We start from the raw sequence: 16,897 nt of genomic DNA, 5'->3' as shown, positions 1-16,897 counted from the left end.
TGTAGCCAGGCGGTCGCGCCGCTCGGCCACACCGCGCGCGGGCGGGTCAGCGCGGCGTGGTAGCCGGAGCGTCCGGTAGATAGTTGCTGAGCATGGTGTTCACGATCGGCGTATAGCCCGGGTTCGCAGGTCTTTCCGGCTTGACGAACATGTAGAGCACGAACGTCGCGAGCCAGACCGTGATCAGGATCGCCGTGGACTTACGTGTTTTCACTCAAACCCTCCCGGCGGAGCGCCGCGGCCACCCGCACCCGCAGCTCGCGCCCCACTTCGAACTGTTTGCCCGGCAGTGTCCGGGCAACCATCTTGATGTTCATCTGGTCGACGGTGAGATCTTCGACACCCATGACGCTCGGCTCGTCGAGCAGCAGGGTCTTCAGCTTGCGATCGGCGAACGCCTTGGCGCCGACCTCCCGCAGGATCTCGTTGACCTTGTTGATGTCGGCGGTGGCGGGCACGGGGACGTCGATGGCCGCACGAGCCCAATCCTTCGACAAATTGGTCACTTTCACGATCTGACCGTTCGGTACCGTGATCACTTCGCCGTCCGCGCTGCGCAAGGTCGTGATCCGCAGCGTGACGTCCTCGACCGTACCCTCGGCGTCGACCGCGGATCCAGTCACCGCGATGCGCACGACATCGCCGAAACCGTATTGCCTTTCGGTGATCAGGAAGAATCCGGCGAGCAGGTCCTGCACGATGCGCTGGGCGCCGAAACCCAGCGCCGCGCCGATCACCGCGGCCGGGGCCACCAAACCACCCAGTTGGAATCCCAAGCGCTGCAACACTTCCAGCGCGACCAGGAAGTAGACCAGGGACAGCACCACCCAGGTGAGCACCTGGGCCAGCGCGTGTCTGTGCTTGGCCGCCTCGGTGCGCACCAGCGAATCGCTGCTGCGGAACGAGGCGTCGATCTTGCGGGTGATGCGGTCGCGCACGAAGGTCACCGCGCGCGCGAACAACATCGCGCCGACGATCAGCAGCACGATCTCGAGCCCGCTGGACCGGAACCAGTTACCCAGATCCGACCCGGTTCCCGCGGCGAGAATCGACGCACTGCTCATACTGCCTCCGTACTGTCTTGCCTCCGTCACGCTCGGGCCGTTCGCGTCCCGCGCGGCCCGGCAGGCTCCGGCGCTCGGTGCGCGTTCGGCACCGGGTGAGCCGCGAACACCGAAGTGCGGCAAACACACCCGAGGCACCACAGTACCGACTGTCACCGCCGTGCCCGGGCGGGTCCGCGGCACACACGGCCCGGCTCCCGCGCGTCGCGATACCCCGATTCGGGCGCGTCATGAGCCCGGGGTGTCGCGTATTACGCGGTGGCTTCTCGCATGCGCCACCTGATTCCACTTTCGATGAACCCGTCGATGTCACCGTCGAGCACCGCCGACGGATTGTTGACCTCGTAGTTGGTCCGCAGATCCTTGACCATCTGGTACGGGTGCAGGACGTAGGAACGCATCTGGTTGCCCCAGGACGCGCCCTCGTTGGTCTTGAGGGCGTCCATCTGGGCGCGCTCTTCCTGCCGCTTGCGCTCGAGCAGCTTGGCCTGCAGCACGCGCATGGCCGAAATCTTGTTCTGCAGCTGCGATTTCTCGTTCTGGCAGGTGACCACGATGCCGGTCGGGATGTGCGTCAGGCGCACCGCGGAGTCGGTGGTGTTGACCGACTGGCCACCGGGGCCCGAGGAGCGGTACACGTCGACGCGCACCTCGCCGTCCGGGATCTCGATGTGGTCGGTGGTCTCGACGACGGGCAGCACCTCGACCTCGGCGAAGGAGGTCTGGCGGCGGCCCTGGTTGTCGAATGGGCTGATGCGCACCAGCCGGTGCGTGCCCATCTCGACCGAGAGCGTGCCGTACGCGTACGGCGACTTCACCGCGAAGGTGGCCGACTTGATGCCCGCCTCTTCCGCGTAGGAGGTGTCGTAGATCTCGACGGGGTACTTGTGCCGCTCGGCCCAGCGCACGTACATGCGCATGAGCATCTGCGCCCAGTCCGCCGCGTCCACGCCGCCGGCGCCGGATCGAATGTTGACCAGCGCCTCGCGCTTGTCGTATTCGCCGGCGAGCAGCGTGCGCACCTCCATGGCCTCGACGTCCGCGTGCAGCGCGGACCGCTCGGCGTCGGCGTCGGCGATGGCGGCCGCGCGGGCGTCGCCCTCCTCGTCCTCGGCCAGCTCGTACAGCACCGGCAGGTCCTCGAGGCGCTGCCGCAGCCCCTGGACCCGGCGCAGTTCGGCCTGCGCGTGCGAGAGCTCGCTCGTGACGGCCTGGGCGTGGTCCTGGTTGTTCCACAGGTCCGGGTCGGCGGCCTGGTGCTCCAGCTCGTTGATCCGCCGGACCAGTTCGTCGATATCGAGCACCGACTCCACGGTCTTCAGGGTCGCGTCGAGTTCGGCCAGGTCAGCGGATACGTCAGGATGCACGGTGTTCAAGGCTACCGACTGCCCCGCCCACTCCACACTTCGACGCCCGGCTGCGGGTCGCGATGCACTCGCCGAGCGCGGGCGTCGGCCGCCGCGGCCGGGCGTGGATTCGCCGCCGAGCAGTCAACCGGCGGCGGGCGCGTTCCGAAACCGACTATTCCCCACCGAGTTCGACACCGTGTTTCCCATCTCTACAGGATAGGTAGCCGTGCAAGGGAAATTCTCTGTGCCACCGGCACTCTCACACCGCATCGGCGGCGATGCGATGATCGTTGCCGCGCTCAGTTCGCCGCGGCCGCGCTGAGGCGGGCCGCACGGCCCTGTCCGCCGGAGGATTCGAGCGTGCGGTCGTCCGGGCGGCGGAGGACCAGACTGTCGGACTGGCGGCCGATGAGCTCGTCCAGGGCGGTGGTGGTCGGCTCGTCGGCGGGGAGCTGGACGATCAGGCGCTGGTCGTCTTCGGCGGGGAGATCGAGGGTTTCATGGGCCAGGCGGAGCAGCCCGGCCTCGGGGTGGCGCAGGCGGGTGATGCCGGTCGCGTCGGGCAGGCTCGTGACGCGCGCGAGCCTGCCGGTGAACTCCTCGCCGGCGGCGTCGGCGAGCTCGTCGGCGATGGCGGCGACGGCCGGGTCCGAGCGGAACGGGCCGAACTTGAGGGCGGCCACCGTCTGATCGGCGGTGTGCTGCCAGTCGGGGTAGATGTGGCGGGCGCGGGCGTCGGTGAAGACGTAGCGCGGGAGGCTGGCGGGCAGGCCGTCGTCGAGCAGCCCGGTCGGGCCCATGAGGCGGCGGTAGCCCTCGGTGCAGGCCAGCACCTCCCCGGCGCGGTTGTGGACCGAGGCGGGCGCGGGTTCGAGCCGGTCGAGGATCGCGAGCATGGGCGCGCGCACCACCCGGGCCGGCTGCGGATTGCCGGTGCAGGTGAATCCGGGCGTCTGCGCCTTCACCAGGCGGTGCAGGTGAACGCGTTCGCTCGCCGACATGTTCAGCGCGTTCGCGATCGAGGACAGCACCGCCGAGGAGGGGTGCCGGTCGCGGCCCTGTTCGAGCCGGGAGATGTATTCGACGCTCACCCCGGCCAGGGCGGCGAGTTCGGAGCGACGCAGACCCGGCGTGCGACGGCGTGGACCGGCGGGTAGTCCGACATCCCCCGGTACGACCCCCTGGCGCCGAATGCGAAGAAAAAGGCCCAACTCGTTGTCGCTCACCCGAAAACGGTAGCAAGGCGCGCAAGGCGCAAAGTGGCCCTGGCACTGGGGATCTCGGCGTGTTGCACGCTCCGCGCCCGGTTCCCCGGGTGCGGGTCCGGGCGAGCCGCGCGGTCGCCGGGAGTTCGCGAGCGCGGTGGCCGGAAGTTCGCGAGGGCGATGACCGGACCCGCTCCCCCCGCGCCTCCCGAAGCGGGAAGTTCGCTGCCGACGCACCGGTGTTACCCGGAGGCGCTAACGTACCCCCGGTGACCGCCTACTCCGCTGATCTCGAACTCGCCCTGCGGCTGGCCGACGCGGCCGACGCCATCACCCGCGACCGGTTCGGGGCCCTGGACCTGAAGATCGACGCCAAGCCGGATCTGACACCGGTCTCCGACGCGGATCTGGCCGTGGAGCGCATGGTGCGCGAGGTGCTCTCCGCCGAGCGCCCCGGCGATCTGGTGCTCGGCGAGGAGTTCGGCGGCGATGCCGAATTCACCGGCCGGCAGTGGGTCATCGACCCCATCGACGGCACCAAGAACTTCGTGCGCGGCGTGCCGGTGTGGGCCTCGCTCATCTCGCTGCTGGAGGACGGCGTCCCGGTGGTCGGCGTGGTCAGCGCGCCGGCCCTGGCGCGGCGCTGGTGGGCCGCCACGGGCGCGGGCGCCTGGACGAGCTTCGAAGGGGCCGAGCCGCGGGCCATCTCGGTGTCCGGCGTCGCCGAGCTCGGCGCGGCCTCGCTGGCGATCTCGAGCCTGTCCGGCTGGCGGGCGATCGGGCGGCGCGCCAAGCTCATCGCGCTCTCGGACGAGGTGTGGCGGGTGCGCGGCTACGGTGATTTCTTCGGTTACACGCTGCTGGCCGAGGGCGCGGTGGATATCTGCACCGAACCCGAACTCTCGCTGTGGGATATGGCCGCGCTCGATGTCCTGATTCGCGAGGCGGGCGGCACGTTCACCTCGCTCGACGGCAATCCCGGACCGCACGGCGGCAGCGCCGTCGCCACCAATTCCCATCTGCAGGACCAGGTTCTGGCCGCGCTGGCCGCCTGACTCGTTTCGCGGCCGAATTGTGCCGCGCGCCAGAATATTCGGCGCCGATCCGGGGCTGCGGTCCCGGCATCGGTACGCCCGGAGGCGTTTTCACTCCTGCCAAGGGCAGGGTCTTTCAGATACTGCGTCAGCACCGCGCGAATTCGCCGGTGCGTGCGACCGATTCGGTCAGCCGCCGAGCGGGATGCGCACCGAACCGAAGTCGATGAACGCGCCGCCGGGGTTGGCCGAGCCGACGCTCACCGAGCCGAGGCCGATCTCGGTCTCGGTGTTCGGGCCGCCGGCGGACAGGCTCACGGCCACGTCCTCCAGTTCCACGGCCTCGGCCTGGGCGGCGGGAGCGGACAGGAACAGCGCGGCGGCGATCAGGCCGGTGGTGCCGAGCACGGTTTTCATGGGTTACCTCCATCAGACTTTCTGCGCACCCGAGGGCATCGGTGCCCCTGCACCCTAGCCCGCACACCGCCGCTCTGAAGCAGGTTTGTTTCACTAGACCCCAATCCGTGGGGCTGCGCCGCCGGAACCCCCGGACGACGGCCCGGAACGCACCGCGTCGACCTGCCGATTCGACAACCCTCGACGGTTGTTCTTACTCTGGAGTAAGATAGTCTTACTCTGGAGTAAGATTGCTGGGCAGGATCACCCTCCACACTCAAGAAAACTGGTGATTATGAGCACTCGAGACACCGCAAAGACGCGACGTCCTGATACTTCCGCCGTCGGCCTGAACCCGGTCAAGCGCGACTGGATGGGCGCGGCCATGCGTGTCATGACGACCATTACCGGGTCCGAACTGGCGGAGAAGTACAACCTGCGCAAGCCCATCGAGCGGCTGACGTACGAGGGCACCAAGACCGGCTTCCGCAGCCTCGGCGCCGCGACCCGCGTCTTCGAGAAGGTCGCCGGCGGCGGCGCGCCCAAGCGGCTGCCCGCCAACGAGTCCAAGAAGAAGGACTACTTCGACCTCACCCCGACCGACGAGCAGCAGATGATCGTCGAGACGGTGCGCGAGTTCGCCGAGGAGATCCTGCGCCCGGCCGCGTACGACGCCGACAATGCCGCCAAGGCGCCCCGCGATCTGCTGGAGCGCGCTTCGGAGCTGGGCATCACGCTGATCAACGTGCCCGAGGAGCTCGAGGGCGCCGCCTCCGAGCGTGGCGCGGTCACCAATTCCCTTGTGGCCGAGGCGCTCGCGCACGGCGACATGGGTCTGGCGCTGCCGCTGCTCGCTCCTTCCGGCGTGGCCGTCGCGCTGTCCCAGTGGGGCACCGACGCGCAGCAGAAGACCTACCTCGGCGCGTTCGCCGGGGAGAGCGTGCCGCAGGCCTCGGTCGTCATCTCCGAGCCGCACGCGCTGTTCGACCCGTTCGCGCTGCGCACCAAGGCCACCCGCTCGCCCAGCGGTTTCCGCCTCAACGGCGTGAAGAGCCTGGTTCCGGCCGCCGGTGACGCCGAACTGTTCATCGTGGCCGCCGAGCTCGACGGGCGCCCGGCGTTCTTCATCGTGGAGTCGGACACCGAGGGTGTGGTCGTGGAGGCCGATCCCAGCATGGGTCTGCGCGCCGCGGGCCTGGGCCGGCTGCTGCTGAACAACGTCGCCGTGCCGGCCAACGCCATCCTGGGCGAGGCCGAGACCGCCCAGCGCACCGAGGATTACGCCGATGCCGTGCGCCTGGCCCGCCTGGGCTGGTCGTCGCTGGCGGTCGGCACCGGTCAGGCCGTGCTGGACTACGTGATTCCGTACGTGAAGGAGCGGGAGGCGTTCGGCGAGCCGATCGCGCACCGTCAGGCGGTGGCCTTCATGGTCGCCAACATGGCCATCGAGCTCGACGGACTCCGTCTCGTGACCCTGCGGGGTGCGTCACGCGCGGAGCAGGGCCTGTCGTTCGCCCGCGAGGCGGCGCTGGCCAAGAAGCTGGCCACCGACAAGGGCATGCAGATCGGCCTGGACGGCGTGCAGCTGCTCGGCGGGCACGGCTTCACCAAGGAGCACCCGGTGGAGCGCTGGTACCGCGATCTTCGTGCCATCGGCGTTGCCGAGGGCGTAGTCCTTCTCTGACCCGACTTCTCAACGGAGAGACAAACTCATGATCAATCTCGAACTCCCCAAGAAGCTCCGGGCCAGTGCCAACCAGGCCCACCAGGTCGCCGCGGAGATCTTCCGCCCGGTGTCCCGCAAGTACGACCTGGCCGAGCACGAGTACCCGGTCGAGCTCGACACCATGGCCGCCATGATCGAGGGCCTGTCCGCCTCGGGCGAGCAGGACGTCTCGGGCGCCACCGGCGGCCGTAAGGCCGACGAGAAGGACGAGCACGCCACCGAGCTGCTCGGAAACAGCAACGGCGGCAACATGTCCGCGCTGCTGAACGCCCTCGAGACCTGCTGGGGCGACGCGGGCCTGATGCTGTCCATCCCCTACCAGGGCCTGGGCAACGCCGCCATCGCCGCGGTGTCCACCGATGAGCAGCTGAAGCGTTTCGGCAAGGTGTGGGCCGCCATGGCGATCACCGAGCCGTCCTTCGGTTCGGACTCGGCCGCTGTCACCGCGACCGCTGTTCTCGACGGTGACGAGTGGGTGCTCAACGGCACCAAGATCTTCGTGACCGCCGGTTCGCGCGCCACCCACATCGTGGTGTGGGCGTCGGTGGACAAGTCCGCGGGTCGCGCGGCCATCAAGTCCTTCGTGGTGCCGCGTGATGCCAAGGGCCTGACCGTGTCTCGCCTCGAGCACAAGCTGGGCATCAAGGCCTCGGACACCGCCGAGATCCGCTTCGAGGATTGCCGCATCCCCGCGGACAACATCCTGGGCAGCCCGGAAGTCAACGTGGAGAAGGGTTTCGCGGGCGTCATGCAGACGTTCGACAACACCCGTCCCCTCGTTGCCGCCATGGCCGTCGGCGTCGGCCGCGCCGCGCTCGAAGAGCTCCGCACGGTGCTCGAGGACGCGGGCGTGGAGATCTCCTACGACAAGCCCGCCAACAACCAGCACGCCGCCGCCGCGGAGTTCCTGCGCATGGAGGCGGACTGGGAGGCGGCGTACCTGCTGTCCCTGCGCGCCGCGTGGATGGCCGACAACAAGAAGCCGAACTCCCTCGAGGCGTCGATGTCCAAGGCCAAGGCCGGCCGGATGGGCACCGACGTGACCCTGAAGGCCGTGGAGCTGGCCGGCGTGACCGGCTACTCCCAGCGCACCCTCCTGGAGAAGTGGGGCCGCGACTCGAAGATCCTCGACATCTTCGAAGGCACCCAGCAGATCCAGCAGCTGATCGTGGCTCGCCGGATCCTCGGGCTGGGCTCGGACAAGCTGAAGTAAGTTCCGGCACAACGGGAAACCGGTGTGAGATCACGTGATCTCACACCGGTTTTCTTCGTTTCGGGACCCTGGACAGCCTGCGGCATCGCCACCGGATCGCTTGCGGCACCGCAGTTTCAGGCCGGCGAGCGCTGCGGACTCGAATTCATAAGCGCTTCCCAAGGTTCGGACAAGTCGCGCCGACCACACTGAACCGATGACGGGCTTTGTGACAGGGGCCTGCGGCTCGATCAACGGCCGCGGCGGCTTCGCGCCCGCGGGCGGCATGCTGCGGTCGTCGCCGCGCCGCCAGGCTCGAGCGGTCCGGAAAGTGCGGGGGTTCCATTGCTGCGAATAGCATCAGATCAGGAGCGGGAGCGTTATCGACGGCGGCTGCGGTGGCGGCAGCGGGGGGTCCTCGATCGTCATGTTCGCGGTCTCTATGCCTTCGATCGTGTTGGGGGGCATGATCGTTGCTCGGGTGGGCGGGGTGCTCGGCGACGGGGGAACGATCGTATTCCTGTCACTGTGGGCGCTTCTCGGGCTTCCGGTGCTGATCCTGGCCCTGATGGCCGAAGGGGTGCGGCCCGCTTCGGGCGCCCGCGACTGGACTTACGAGCAGGGCTACCGGCTCGTCCCGGCGTGGCTCGATGTCGCCGAGGCCGCGGGCGTTGTCGAGCCCGATTACGTGCTGGTGATGGACGAATCCACGGTGGTGCATGGTTACGCCCGGGGGCGATGGGTCGTCCAGGTGAGCAGCGAAGCCGTGCGACAGCTGCGAGAACCTCAGCTGCAAGGGTTGCTCGCGCACGAGCTCGGCCACCTGCTCAGTTCGCGCCGCGCCGGCTCATGGGCCGTGGCCGGGTGGTACGCGCTTCCCTTGTATGTGGTCCCCCGGCTGGCATTCGGCATCGCGCGAACTCCGGCCGAGTTCGCACGGCAGGGCGGGTTGCTGCGATTGCTGCTCCTTTGGGCCGCCACCGTGGTGTATTTCGGCACGGCAGCCTGGGTGCTGGTACTACTGCTGGGCCCCTTCCATGCCTTCGTCGCGGCCGTGCTGCTGTTCATGCAACTCCTTGCCACACTCGCGGCCTTTCGGTGGGACGAACGGATGGCCGACCGCGTCGCGGTCGATCTCGGCTTCGGCGACGGGCTGGCGGAATTACTCCGGGAGCACGGCCGCGATGCTTGCTTCGGCGTGGCGGTCCGCGCCGGCCGGCATCCGATTTCCGCACTGCTCAGCGCGCCGCTCTCGACCCATCCGCTGACACGAAAGCGCATCCGCGCGATCGAGTCTCGGATGAGCGCTCACACCCGAGCAGCCCGTTGACCTGTTTCTCGGCACAACTGCCGGCCGAGGCCGGGTCGATCTCGCACGCGCACCCGGGAGAGCGCAGCCCCGGGTGCGCGCTCGCCCGAGCGGCTCAGGCGCGGCGGAGCAGGCGGCGCAGGGCCTGTGGGAGGGGTTTCGGATCGCGTTGGGCGGGGGCGCGGAGGGACCAGGAGACCAGGGTCAGGGCCGTGAACACCAGGGGGCTGATCCAGCGGGCGGGCGGGTCGGAGACCGCTATGTGGGAGGCGGAGGCGCCGGCGTAGACGAAGACCAGGCCCGCGTAGGCCCATTCCTTCAGGCGGGGGAAGCCGGGGACCACCACCGCGCCTACCGCCAGGACCTTGGCCGCGCCGAGGATCGTGGCGAAGTACAGGGGGTACTGGATCTCGGCGAACGTGTCCTGGACGTAGGGGACGCGGGCCAGGTCCCAGTACGCGCCGACCACGGACTCGGTCAGGACCACGCCGGTCGTGGCCACGAAGGCGGCGAAGCGCAGGCGTTCGGGGGTGGTGCTGCCCGCCCACGAATTCAGCAGGCCGGTACGGGATTCGGGGGAGGGCCCGGCGGGGCGGGACAGCTGCTCGGTGCTCATGCTCATCTCTCCTAGCGCTCGTCGACGATCTCGCCGGTCTCGACGACGGCGTCGACGGTCAGCGCCATCGTCGCGTCGACCAGCGGAAAGCCCTGGGACGCACCGATCGCCGCGAGCATCTGCTCCGCCGAGTCCCAGCGCCAGGTGTCGGAGTAGCTGCCGTCCTCCAGCCGGGTCAGGCGGGTTTCGGTCAGGCCCGGGTTGTTCATGCGGATGCCGTTGATGAGGGTCGCGCGCTGCGCGATCAGGGCGTCGAGCCGATCGTCCTCGACGCGGTAGTGGTGAATTCTGATGACGGGCATGAAGATTCCTCGCTGTGCGCACGATGTTCCGGGAGATTCCTTCTCCCGCAACCTATTTGACAGCTCAATCCTGTTCCGGCGCGGACGCGGCGGGTAGTGCCGCGCGCACCTGTCCGGTATGCGATCGCACGGCCGGCACCGTGCAATCTGCATATCCGGGCACCGGAACAGCCGCGGTGAGCCGGAATTCGCCCGCCACGACGGCCGTGGTGAACTCCCCGCCCGCCTCGGTCACCCGGGCCCGCATGTTCCGCAGGCCCTGTCCCACACCGACGCCACCCGTGCCGACGCCGTCGTTGCACACGGTCAGCACCAGCCGGTCCCCGCGCACCCGGCACTCGATCCGGACCCGGGCAGCCGCGCTGTGCCGCAGGATATTGGTGACCGCCTCCCGCACCACCGGCGCGAGCACCGCGCCCGCTGACTCGGGCAGCGCCTCGTCCTGCTCCAGCCGCACCCGCGCCCCGTCCACGCCGACCGCCAGTGCCGCGGAACGCAATTCCTGCCCCAGTGCGCGCCGGGAGTCCGCCATCCGGCGGGCCTCACCGCGCGCCTCCGCGGCGATCCGCAGCGCCTCCTCGATCTCGGCCGCCGCCCGCCGCGGATCCCGCGTGATCAACTCGGCGATCAGATCGCTCTTGAGCGCCAGCACCGACAGCGTCAGCCCGAGCAGGTCGTGGATGTCGCGCGCCACCCGTAATCGCTCCACCTGCAGGGTGATTCGCACCAGCTCGGCGCGCGAGCGGTCGATGTCGGTGGACAGCCGCCAGAACCGCGCCAACCCGACCAGCACCAGCGTGGCCTCCATGGCGAGGATGACCCACCCCGCCCGCATCCCCAGCCGCTCGGCCGGTTCGGTGTAGGCCGCGCGCAGCGCGAACAATCCCGCCACCGCCGCCCACGCCCACGGCCCGCGCCGGGACAGCAGCACGGAGGCCGCGAGCAGAATCAGCCACACGCACCAGGAACCGCCCAGCCACGGCAGCGGAAGCAGCGTGATCGCCGCCTGCACCGCCAGCAACGGCGCGGCCCGGCGCGGCCAATACAGCTGGGCCAGCACCAGCGTCGACATGACGGCGCCACCGATCGCGATGAACGCCCGATGCTGCCCGCTCTCCAGCACCTGATTCACCGTCCACGACGCGAGACTGACCGCGAGGGTGAGCAGCGTCAGCCGGGGCAGCAACCGGGCGACCGGCTCGTGATCGCGCGGCAGCACCGTGACATCGCGGTGCAGCGCCGCCGTCGCGCGCACGGTCTCGGTCATCGCGCGCGTGGCGCGCGCCGCCTCGAGAACTGCCGCCCGCGCCCGGCCCGGCTCCGAATCCAGCTCGCGCCCGGCCTCGTTCAGCAGCGTCATGACGGCGGTCAGCCGTCCGCCCAGCGCCGCGCGCAGCCGCCCGGCCACCTCCAGCCGCTCCCGCGCGAGGGTCACCCGCGCCAGTTCGGCCCGGGTCGCGGTGAGCCGGTCCACGAGCGCGGGCAGGCGCAGCAGGCTGTACATGACGATCGCGATGGCGCCCGTGGTGAGCACGCCGTAGACGAAGGCGTGCGAATCCCCGCGCCAGCTCTCGCGCGCGAATCCCGCCCCCGCGACGATCAGGACGAACAACACCCAGCGCCACCGGGTCGGCACGCACCACAGCACCGTCACCGCCAGCAGACTGCCCTGGTAGGACGCCGATCCCCCGACCAGCGGAATCGGCAGGTAGGTCAGGGTGATCTGCGCGAGCAGCACCCACTGCCGGGTCGCGGCGCGCCGCACCGCCAGCACCAGCAGGCCGGCCTGGAACGCGCAGCCGCCCAGCGCCAGTGCGTCGGCCCCGCCCACGGCGAAGGACAGGGTGAACAGGATCAGGAAGAGGTATCCGATCGATTTCTGGAGCGGCGGCACGTCATTGATTGCAACCCGGGGAAGGTGTCGGGGGCAATCGGGGTTGTCGCAGAGGTGAACCACGGTGACGAGCGAAGAACGATCCGGGTGCTGGTCGCCGAGGACATGCGCCTGCTGCGCGAAACACTCGTGGCCGCCCTGGAACTGGAGGACGATATCGAGATCGTCGCCGCCCTGGACAGCGGAACGGCCATCGTGCGCACGGCGATCGCCGAGCGGGCCGACGTGGCGATCGTGGATATCGATCTGCCCGGCGTCGACGGTCTCACCGCCGCCGCGGAATTGCGCGAGCGCCATCCGGGATGCCGGGTGCTGATCCTGACCGCGCTGGCCAATCCCGCACATCTCAAGCGCGCCATGGATATCGGCGCGGGCGGGTTCCTGCTCAAGGACAGCCCCCGGCACGAACTGGTGCGCGCGGTCCGCACCGTCGCGGCCGGCGGCCGGGTGCTGGACGCGGAGCTGGCCTGTTCGGCACTGCGCATGCCCGCCAATCCGCTCACCGATCGAGAAGTCGAAGTGCTGCGCTGTTTCGCCGAGGGCGCGGACCCCCGCGACATCGCCGCGCGCCTGCACCTGTCCTACGGCACCGTCCGCAACTACCTCGCCACGACGGTCACCAAACTCCAGGCCCGCAACCGGGTGGACGCGGTCCGCCTGGCCACCGACTCGGGCTGGCTCTGAGCACGCGGCGAAATCCGCTCGGGTAACCCGATTTTCCGCTTACCCAGCCGATACATCGGGAGAATCTCAGCTTCATACACGGTGCCCACAATCGACGGATGTTGAACCCGGGCCCCACCGTCGCGGAGATTCTGGCGTCGCACGAGAGCGGTAGCGGCTCTCCCACCACCACCGCCGCGCGCGTGGCGGACGCGATCGGGGCGCGCGGTCAGGACGGCACCTGGATCACCCCCGAGCCCCGTGATCGCCTGCTCGCGGCCGCCGCCGAGATCGAGCGCAGGCCCGGCGCCCGCACGCTGCCGCTGTACGGGGTGCCCTTCGGGGTGAAGGACAGCATCGACGTCGCGGGCAGGCCGACCACGCTGGCCTGCCCCGACTACGCCTACGTGGCCACCGAGACCGCGCCCGCGGTGCAGCGCCTGCTCGACGCGGGCGCGCTGTACGTCGGCAAGACCAACCTGGACCAGTTCGCGACCGGTCTGAACGGCACCCGCACCCCGTACCCCGTGCCGCGCAGCGTGTTCGGCGGCGACCTCATCTCGGGCGGTTCGAGTTCGGGCTCCGCGCGGGCGGTGGCGCTGGGGCAGGTGCCGTTCTGCGTGGCCACCGACACCGCGGGTTCGGGCCGGGTTCCGGCCGCGCTCAACGGCATCGTGGGCTGGAAGCCGTCGCGGGGTCTGATCAGCACCGTCGGCCTGGTCCCGGCCTGTAAATCCCTGGACTGCATGACATTGATGGCCTCGAACGTCGAGGATCTGGACCGCGTCTTCGCGGTGATGGCGGACCCGGACCCCGCCGATCCCTGGAGCCGGGCCCGCGGTCCGCGCTTCACCGGGGATCGGCTGCGCGTCGGGCTGCCCGCCCCGTCGGAGCTGGAGTTCTTCGGCGACGAGGTGTTCCGGGCCGCGCACCTGGGCATGCGCGATCGCCTCGCCCGGCTCGGATTCGATTGCGCGCCAACCACCCTGATCCCGTTCCTGGATGCCGGCGCGCTGCTGTACGAGGGGCCGTGGGTGGCCGAGCGCCTGGTGGAGTTCGACGACTTCCTGACCCGCAAACCCGAATCCATCCTGCCGGTGGTGCGCGAGATCTTCACCGGCGCACGGCGTTTCGACGCGGTCGACGTCTTCCGGGCACAGCAGCGACTGCAGGAGCTGAAGGCGGTCGTGGCCCGGGTCTGGACCGACATCGACGTGGTCATGGTGCCGACCATCGGCACCACCTTCACCGTCGCCCAGGTCGAGGCCGATCCGATCGCCACGAACACCGTGCTCGGGCACTACACCCACTTCGGAAACCTGTTGGACCTCACCGCCATCGCGGTCCCGGTCGGCAGCACCGCGGACGGCAGGCCGCTCTCGGTCATGATCTTCGGCCCCGCCCTGGCCGACGACACCGTGCTCGCGGCCGCCGCCCGCATCCTCGACGAGCCGCGCCCCATTCCCGGGCACGCGGATTTCCGGCTCGCACAGAGAGAACGACGATGACAGCGGTTCAGTACATTCCGGCCCAGCCGGCGCCCTTCGAATTCACCCCGGCCGCCACCGCGCTGCTCGTCATCGACATGCAGCGAGACTTCCTGCTGCCGGGCGGATTCGGCGCGAGCCTGGGCAACGACGTCGAATTGCTGCGGACGGTGATCGACCCGCTGGCGCGACTCATCGCCGCGGCCCGCGCGGCCGACATCCCGGTGATCCACACGCGCGAGGGCCATCTGCCCGATCTCTCGGATTGCCCGCCCTCGAAACTGCTGCGCGGCAACCCGACCCAGCGCATCGGCGATCCCGGCCGGTTCGGTCGGTTGCTGGTGCGCGGCGAGTACGGCCACGACATCATCGACGAACTCGCCCCCGCCCCGGGGGAAGTGGTGATCGACAAGCCCGGCAAGGGCGCGTTCTACGCCACGGAACTCTCGGCGGTGCTCGCCGCGCGCTCGATCGACTCGCTGCTGGTCACCGGCGTGACCACCGAGGTGTGCGTGCACACCACGGTGCGCGAGGCCAACGACCGCGGCTTCGAATGCCTGGTCGTCTCCGATTGCGTCGGTTCGTATTTCCCGGAATTCCAGCGCGCCGGGCTGGAGATGATCGCCGCCCAGGGCGGGATCTTCGGCTGGGTCGCCGATTCCGCGGCCGTCATCGACGCGCTCGCGAGGACCGCACCCGCGGCGAGTCCCTCCGCCGTCGCCCCGTAGTACCGCTCGACCAGGCTCAGTGAACAGGAAACACCATGTCCGCCGATACCCGAACCCCCGACGAAACCGGTTCCACCGCAACGCTGTCGCTGCCGTGGTGGACCCGCGGCGACACCAACGCGTTCTTCGGTCTCTCCTTCAACATCCTCGTCAACGTCCTCACCCTGACCACGCTGTCCATCGCGGTGGTGAAGATCCCGAGCGGCGATGTGCTCGGCACGGTCCTGCCCGCCCTGGGTGTGGCGCTGGTGCTGGGGAACCTCTACTACATGGTGCTGGCCCGCCGCCTCGCCCGGCGGGAGAACCGGGACACGGTGACCGCGCTCCCCTACGGTCCCAGCGTCCCGCACATGTTCATCGTGGTCTTCGTGGTCATGCTGCCGATCTTCCTGAAGACCGGTGATCCGCTACAGGCCTGGTCGGCGGGCCTGGCCTGGGCGTTCATGATCGGCGTCATCGTCATGATCGGGGCCTTCGTCGGGCCCTTCATCCGCAAGATCACCCCGCGCGCGGCCATGCTCGGCACCCTGGCGGGCATCTCCATCACCTTCATCGCCATGCGCCCCGCCGCCCAGATGTGGGAGGCGGCGTGGATCGGGCTGCCGGTGCTGGCCATCATCCTGATCGGCTTCTTCACCGATGCCAAACTGCCGGGCAACATCCCGATCGGCCTCGTCGCGCTGCTGGTCGGTACCGCCATCGGCTGGATCGGCGGGTACATGTCCGCGCCCGATGTCGCCCAGGCGGCCCGGGACATCGCGCTGGGAATGCCCGACCTGCGCCTGGATCTGCTCGCGGACGGACTCGGAAACCTGGCGCCGCTGCTGGCCACCGCGATTCCGCTGGGCGTCTACAACTTCACCGAGGCCATGAGCAACGTGGAGAGCGCGGCCGCGGCCGGGGACAACTACAACCTGCGCAGCGTGCTGCTGGCCGACGGCTTCGGCGCGATAATCGGCTCCGGCTTCGGCTCGCCGTTCCCGCCGGCGGTGTACATCGGTCACCCCGGCTGGAAGGACGCGGGCGGGCGCACCGGCTACTCCCTGGCCAGCGGCGGCATCATCGGATTGATGTGCCTGCTGGGCCTTTTCGGACTCCTGGCGACCCTGCTGCCGATTCCGGCGATCGTCCCGATCCTGCTCTACATCGGATTGCTGATCGGCGCGCAGGCGTTCCAGGCGGTGCCGCGGCTGCACGCGGTGGCGGTGGTGGCGGCGCTGCTGCCCAATCTCGCCGAATGGGGTGTGGGACAGATAGACAACGCGCTCGCCGCGGCGGGCACCTCGGCGAGCACGGTGGGTTCCGCGGCGCTCGGGCAGGCGGGCGTGGTCTACGACGGGCTGAAGACCCTCGGCGCGGGCGCGGTGCTGGCCGGACTGGTGCTGGGCACCATCGTGACCTTCATCCTGGACAAGCGATTCCGGGCGGCGGCGTTGGCCGCGGCCGTCGGCGCGGGGCTGAGCTGGATCGGTCTCATCCATGCCGCCGAGGTCGACTGGGCGGCCGCGCCGCAGGTGGCGCTGGGCTACCTGTTCTTCGCGGTGGTGTGCCTGGGCTGGTCCGTGCTGCCCGCGGCCGCGACGCCGGACGCGGATCCGCCCGCGGCGGAGGCGGCGCCGGCGCCCACCTCGCCCACGCCGACGGTGTCCACGGCCGCCGCGCCCGATGCGTCCGCGGCCACGCCACCGCCGGACACGACCGCCGATTCCGCCGACCTGCCCCTGGCCGCCGCGACCACCGACTCCGCTCCCTCACCATCGGAGTCGGCGCCGGCGCGGGCCGCGTCCACACCGACCGAGTCCTCGTCCTCGTCGGTCTGAGCACGCCCGCGCCACCGCGACGCCCTTTTACCCCCGAGTCGGGCGGGACATCCGCGTAGCCCCGGTCGCCCGACCGCCGCGTTCCGTAGGGCGACCTGCCGTGGCCGGCCCG

At 69.8% G+C, this 16,897-nt stretch carries 16 protein-coding genes; 8 read left to right on the top strand and 8 right to left on the bottom strand.

Going from position 1 to position 16,897, the window contains the following annotated elements; all coding sequences use genetic code 11:
- Positions 1-46 precede the first annotated feature (46 nt).
- From ACWIGI_RS39670 to ACWIGI_RS39655, 4 genes are all read right to left on the bottom strand, one after another.
- Complete coding sequence (locus ACWIGI_RS39670) at positions 47-214, bottom strand: hypothetical protein (RefSeq protein WP_454208805.1); 168 nt, start codon at positions 212-214, stop codon at positions 47-49.
- A complete protein-coding gene (locus ACWIGI_RS39665) occupies positions 201-1,064 on the bottom strand; it encodes a mechanosensitive ion channel family protein (protein ID WP_454208804.1) in 864 nt (287 codons plus the stop codon). The genes ACWIGI_RS39670 and ACWIGI_RS39665 overlap by 14 nt, the downstream gene beginning before the upstream one ends.
- 251 nt (positions 1,065-1,315) lie before the next feature.
- On the bottom strand, positions 1,316-2,431 hold the full coding sequence (gene prfB / locus ACWIGI_RS39660) for a peptide chain release factor 2 (RefSeq protein WP_454208803.1): 1,116 nt from the start codon (positions 2,429-2,431) through the stop codon (positions 1,316-1,318).
- Between the two features lie 281 nt (positions 2,432-2,712).
- Positions 2,713-3,639 (bottom strand): helix-turn-helix domain-containing protein, encoded by a 927-nt coding sequence (locus tag ACWIGI_RS39655; RefSeq protein ID WP_454208802.1) that lies wholly within the window; start codon positions 3,637-3,639, stop codon positions 2,713-2,715.
- 248 nt (positions 3,640-3,887) lie between these two features.
- Here ACWIGI_RS39655 and hisN point away from each other — a divergent pair, with 248 nt between their 5' ends.
- On the top strand, positions 3,888-4,673 hold the full coding sequence (gene hisN / locus ACWIGI_RS39650) for a histidinol-phosphatase (RefSeq protein ID WP_454208801.1): 786 nt from the start codon (positions 3,888-3,890) through the stop codon (positions 4,671-4,673).
- A 168-nt stretch (positions 4,674-4,841) separates the two neighbouring features.
- Here hisN and ACWIGI_RS39645 read toward each other — a convergent pair whose 3' ends face one another.
- Positions 4,842-5,069 (bottom strand): hypothetical protein, encoded by a 228-nt coding sequence (locus ACWIGI_RS39645; RefSeq protein WP_454208800.1) that lies wholly within the window; start codon positions 5,067-5,069, stop codon positions 4,842-4,844.
- A 268-nt stretch (positions 5,070-5,337) separates the two neighbouring features.
- On the opposite strand from ACWIGI_RS39645, the gene ACWIGI_RS39640 reads away from it, so the two are divergent.
- The 3 genes from ACWIGI_RS39640 (at position 5,338) to ACWIGI_RS39630 (ending at position 9,296) form a co-directional block, all read left to right on the top strand.
- Positions 5,338-6,732, top strand: coding sequence for an acyl-CoA dehydrogenase family protein (locus tag ACWIGI_RS39640; RefSeq protein ID WP_454208799.1), 1,395 nt, complete (start codon positions 5,338-5,340; stop codon positions 6,730-6,732).
- Between the two features lie 28 nt (positions 6,733-6,760).
- A complete protein-coding gene (locus tag ACWIGI_RS39635; protein WP_454208798.1) occupies positions 6,761-7,987 on the top strand; it encodes an acyl-CoA dehydrogenase family protein in 1,227 nt (408 codons plus the stop codon).
- A 421-nt stretch (positions 7,988-8,408) separates the two neighbouring features.
- Positions 8,409-9,296, top strand: a complete 888-nt coding sequence (locus ACWIGI_RS39630; RefSeq protein ID WP_454208797.1) for a M48 family metalloprotease — start codon at positions 8,409-8,411, stop codon at positions 9,294-9,296.
- A 94-nt stretch (positions 9,297-9,390) separates the two neighbouring features.
- On the opposite strand, the gene ACWIGI_RS39625 is transcribed toward ACWIGI_RS39630, so the two are convergent.
- From ACWIGI_RS39625 to ACWIGI_RS39615, 3 genes are all read right to left on the bottom strand, one after another.
- Positions 9,391-9,891, bottom strand: coding sequence for a DoxX family protein (locus tag ACWIGI_RS39625; protein ID WP_454208796.1), 501 nt, complete (start codon positions 9,889-9,891; stop codon positions 9,391-9,393).
- Positions 9,892-9,902: 11 nt separating this feature from the next.
- Positions 9,903-10,193 (bottom strand): hypothetical protein, encoded by a 291-nt coding sequence (locus tag ACWIGI_RS39620; protein WP_454208795.1) that lies wholly within the window; start codon positions 10,191-10,193, stop codon positions 9,903-9,905.
- 64 nt (positions 10,194-10,257) lie between these two features.
- Positions 10,258-12,087, bottom strand: coding sequence for a sensor histidine kinase (locus ACWIGI_RS39615; protein ID WP_454208794.1), 1,830 nt, complete (start codon positions 12,085-12,087; stop codon positions 10,258-10,260).
- Between the two features lie 54 nt (positions 12,088-12,141).
- Between ACWIGI_RS39615 and ACWIGI_RS39610 the strand changes: the two genes are divergently transcribed.
- The 4 genes from ACWIGI_RS39610 (at position 12,142) to ACWIGI_RS39595 (ending at position 16,785) form a co-directional block, all read left to right on the top strand.
- Positions 12,142-12,771: a response regulator transcription factor gene (locus tag ACWIGI_RS39610; RefSeq protein ID WP_454208793.1), complete on the top strand. Its 630-nt coding sequence runs from the start codon at positions 12,142-12,144 to the stop codon at positions 12,769-12,771.
- 98 nt (positions 12,772-12,869) lie between these two features.
- Positions 12,870-14,258: an allophanate hydrolase gene (locus ACWIGI_RS39605; protein WP_454208792.1), complete on the top strand. Its 1,389-nt coding sequence runs from the start codon at positions 12,870-12,872 to the stop codon at positions 14,256-14,258.
- Positions 14,255-14,965, top strand: a complete 711-nt coding sequence (locus ACWIGI_RS39600; protein WP_454208791.1) for a cysteine hydrolase family protein — start codon at positions 14,255-14,257, stop codon at positions 14,963-14,965. The genes ACWIGI_RS39605 and ACWIGI_RS39600 overlap by 4 nt, the downstream gene beginning before the upstream one ends.
- A gap of 35 nt (positions 14,966-15,000) precedes the next feature.
- Positions 15,001-16,785 carry a regulator gene (locus tag ACWIGI_RS39595; RefSeq protein ID WP_454208790.1) on the top strand — a complete coding sequence of 595 codons (1,785 nt, stop codon included), beginning with the start codon at positions 15,001-15,003 and terminating at the stop codon, positions 16,783-16,785.
- Positions 16,786-16,897 lie beyond the last annotated feature (112 nt).

It is taken from the genome of Nocardia sp. NPDC055321, from assembly GCF_053645575.1.
The sequence above is the reverse complement of the archived record's forward strand: the minus strand, read 5'-3'. Positions and strand labels throughout refer to the sequence as shown.

Excerpts from the sequence above, each read along its gene's own strand:
- ACWIGI_RS39620 (WP_454208795.1), bottom strand. The coding sequence starts at position 10,193 with ATGCCCGTCATCAGAATTCACCACTACCGCGTCGAGGACGATCGGCTC.
- ACWIGI_RS39605 (WP_454208792.1), top strand. The coding sequence starts at position 12,870 with ATGTTGAACCCGGGCCCCACCGTCGCGGAGATTCTGGCGTCGCACGAG.
- ACWIGI_RS39645 (WP_454208800.1), bottom strand. The coding sequence starts at position 5,069 with ATGAAAACCGTGCTCGGCACCACCGGCCTGATCGCCGCCGCGCTGTTC.
- ACWIGI_RS39630 (WP_454208797.1), top strand. The coding sequence starts at position 8,409 with ATGCCTTCGATCGTGTTGGGGGGCATGATCGTTGCTCGGGTGGGCGGG.
- ACWIGI_RS39600 (WP_454208791.1), top strand. The coding sequence starts at position 14,255 with ATGACAGCGGTTCAGTACATTCCGGCCCAGCCGGCGCCCTTCGAATTC.
- ACWIGI_RS39635 (WP_454208798.1), top strand. The coding sequence starts at position 6,761 with ATGATCAATCTCGAACTCCCCAAGAAGCTCCGGGCCAGTGCCAACCAG.
- ACWIGI_RS39665 (WP_454208804.1), bottom strand. The coding sequence starts at position 1,064 with ATGAGCAGTGCGTCGATTCTCGCCGCGGGAACCGGGTCGGATCTGGGT.
- ACWIGI_RS39625 (WP_454208796.1), bottom strand. The coding sequence starts at position 9,891 with ATGAGCACCGAGCAGCTGTCCCGCCCCGCCGGGCCCTCCCCCGAATCC.
- ACWIGI_RS39595 (WP_454208790.1), top strand. The coding sequence starts at position 15,001 with ATGTCCGCCGATACCCGAACCCCCGACGAAACCGGTTCCACCGCAACG.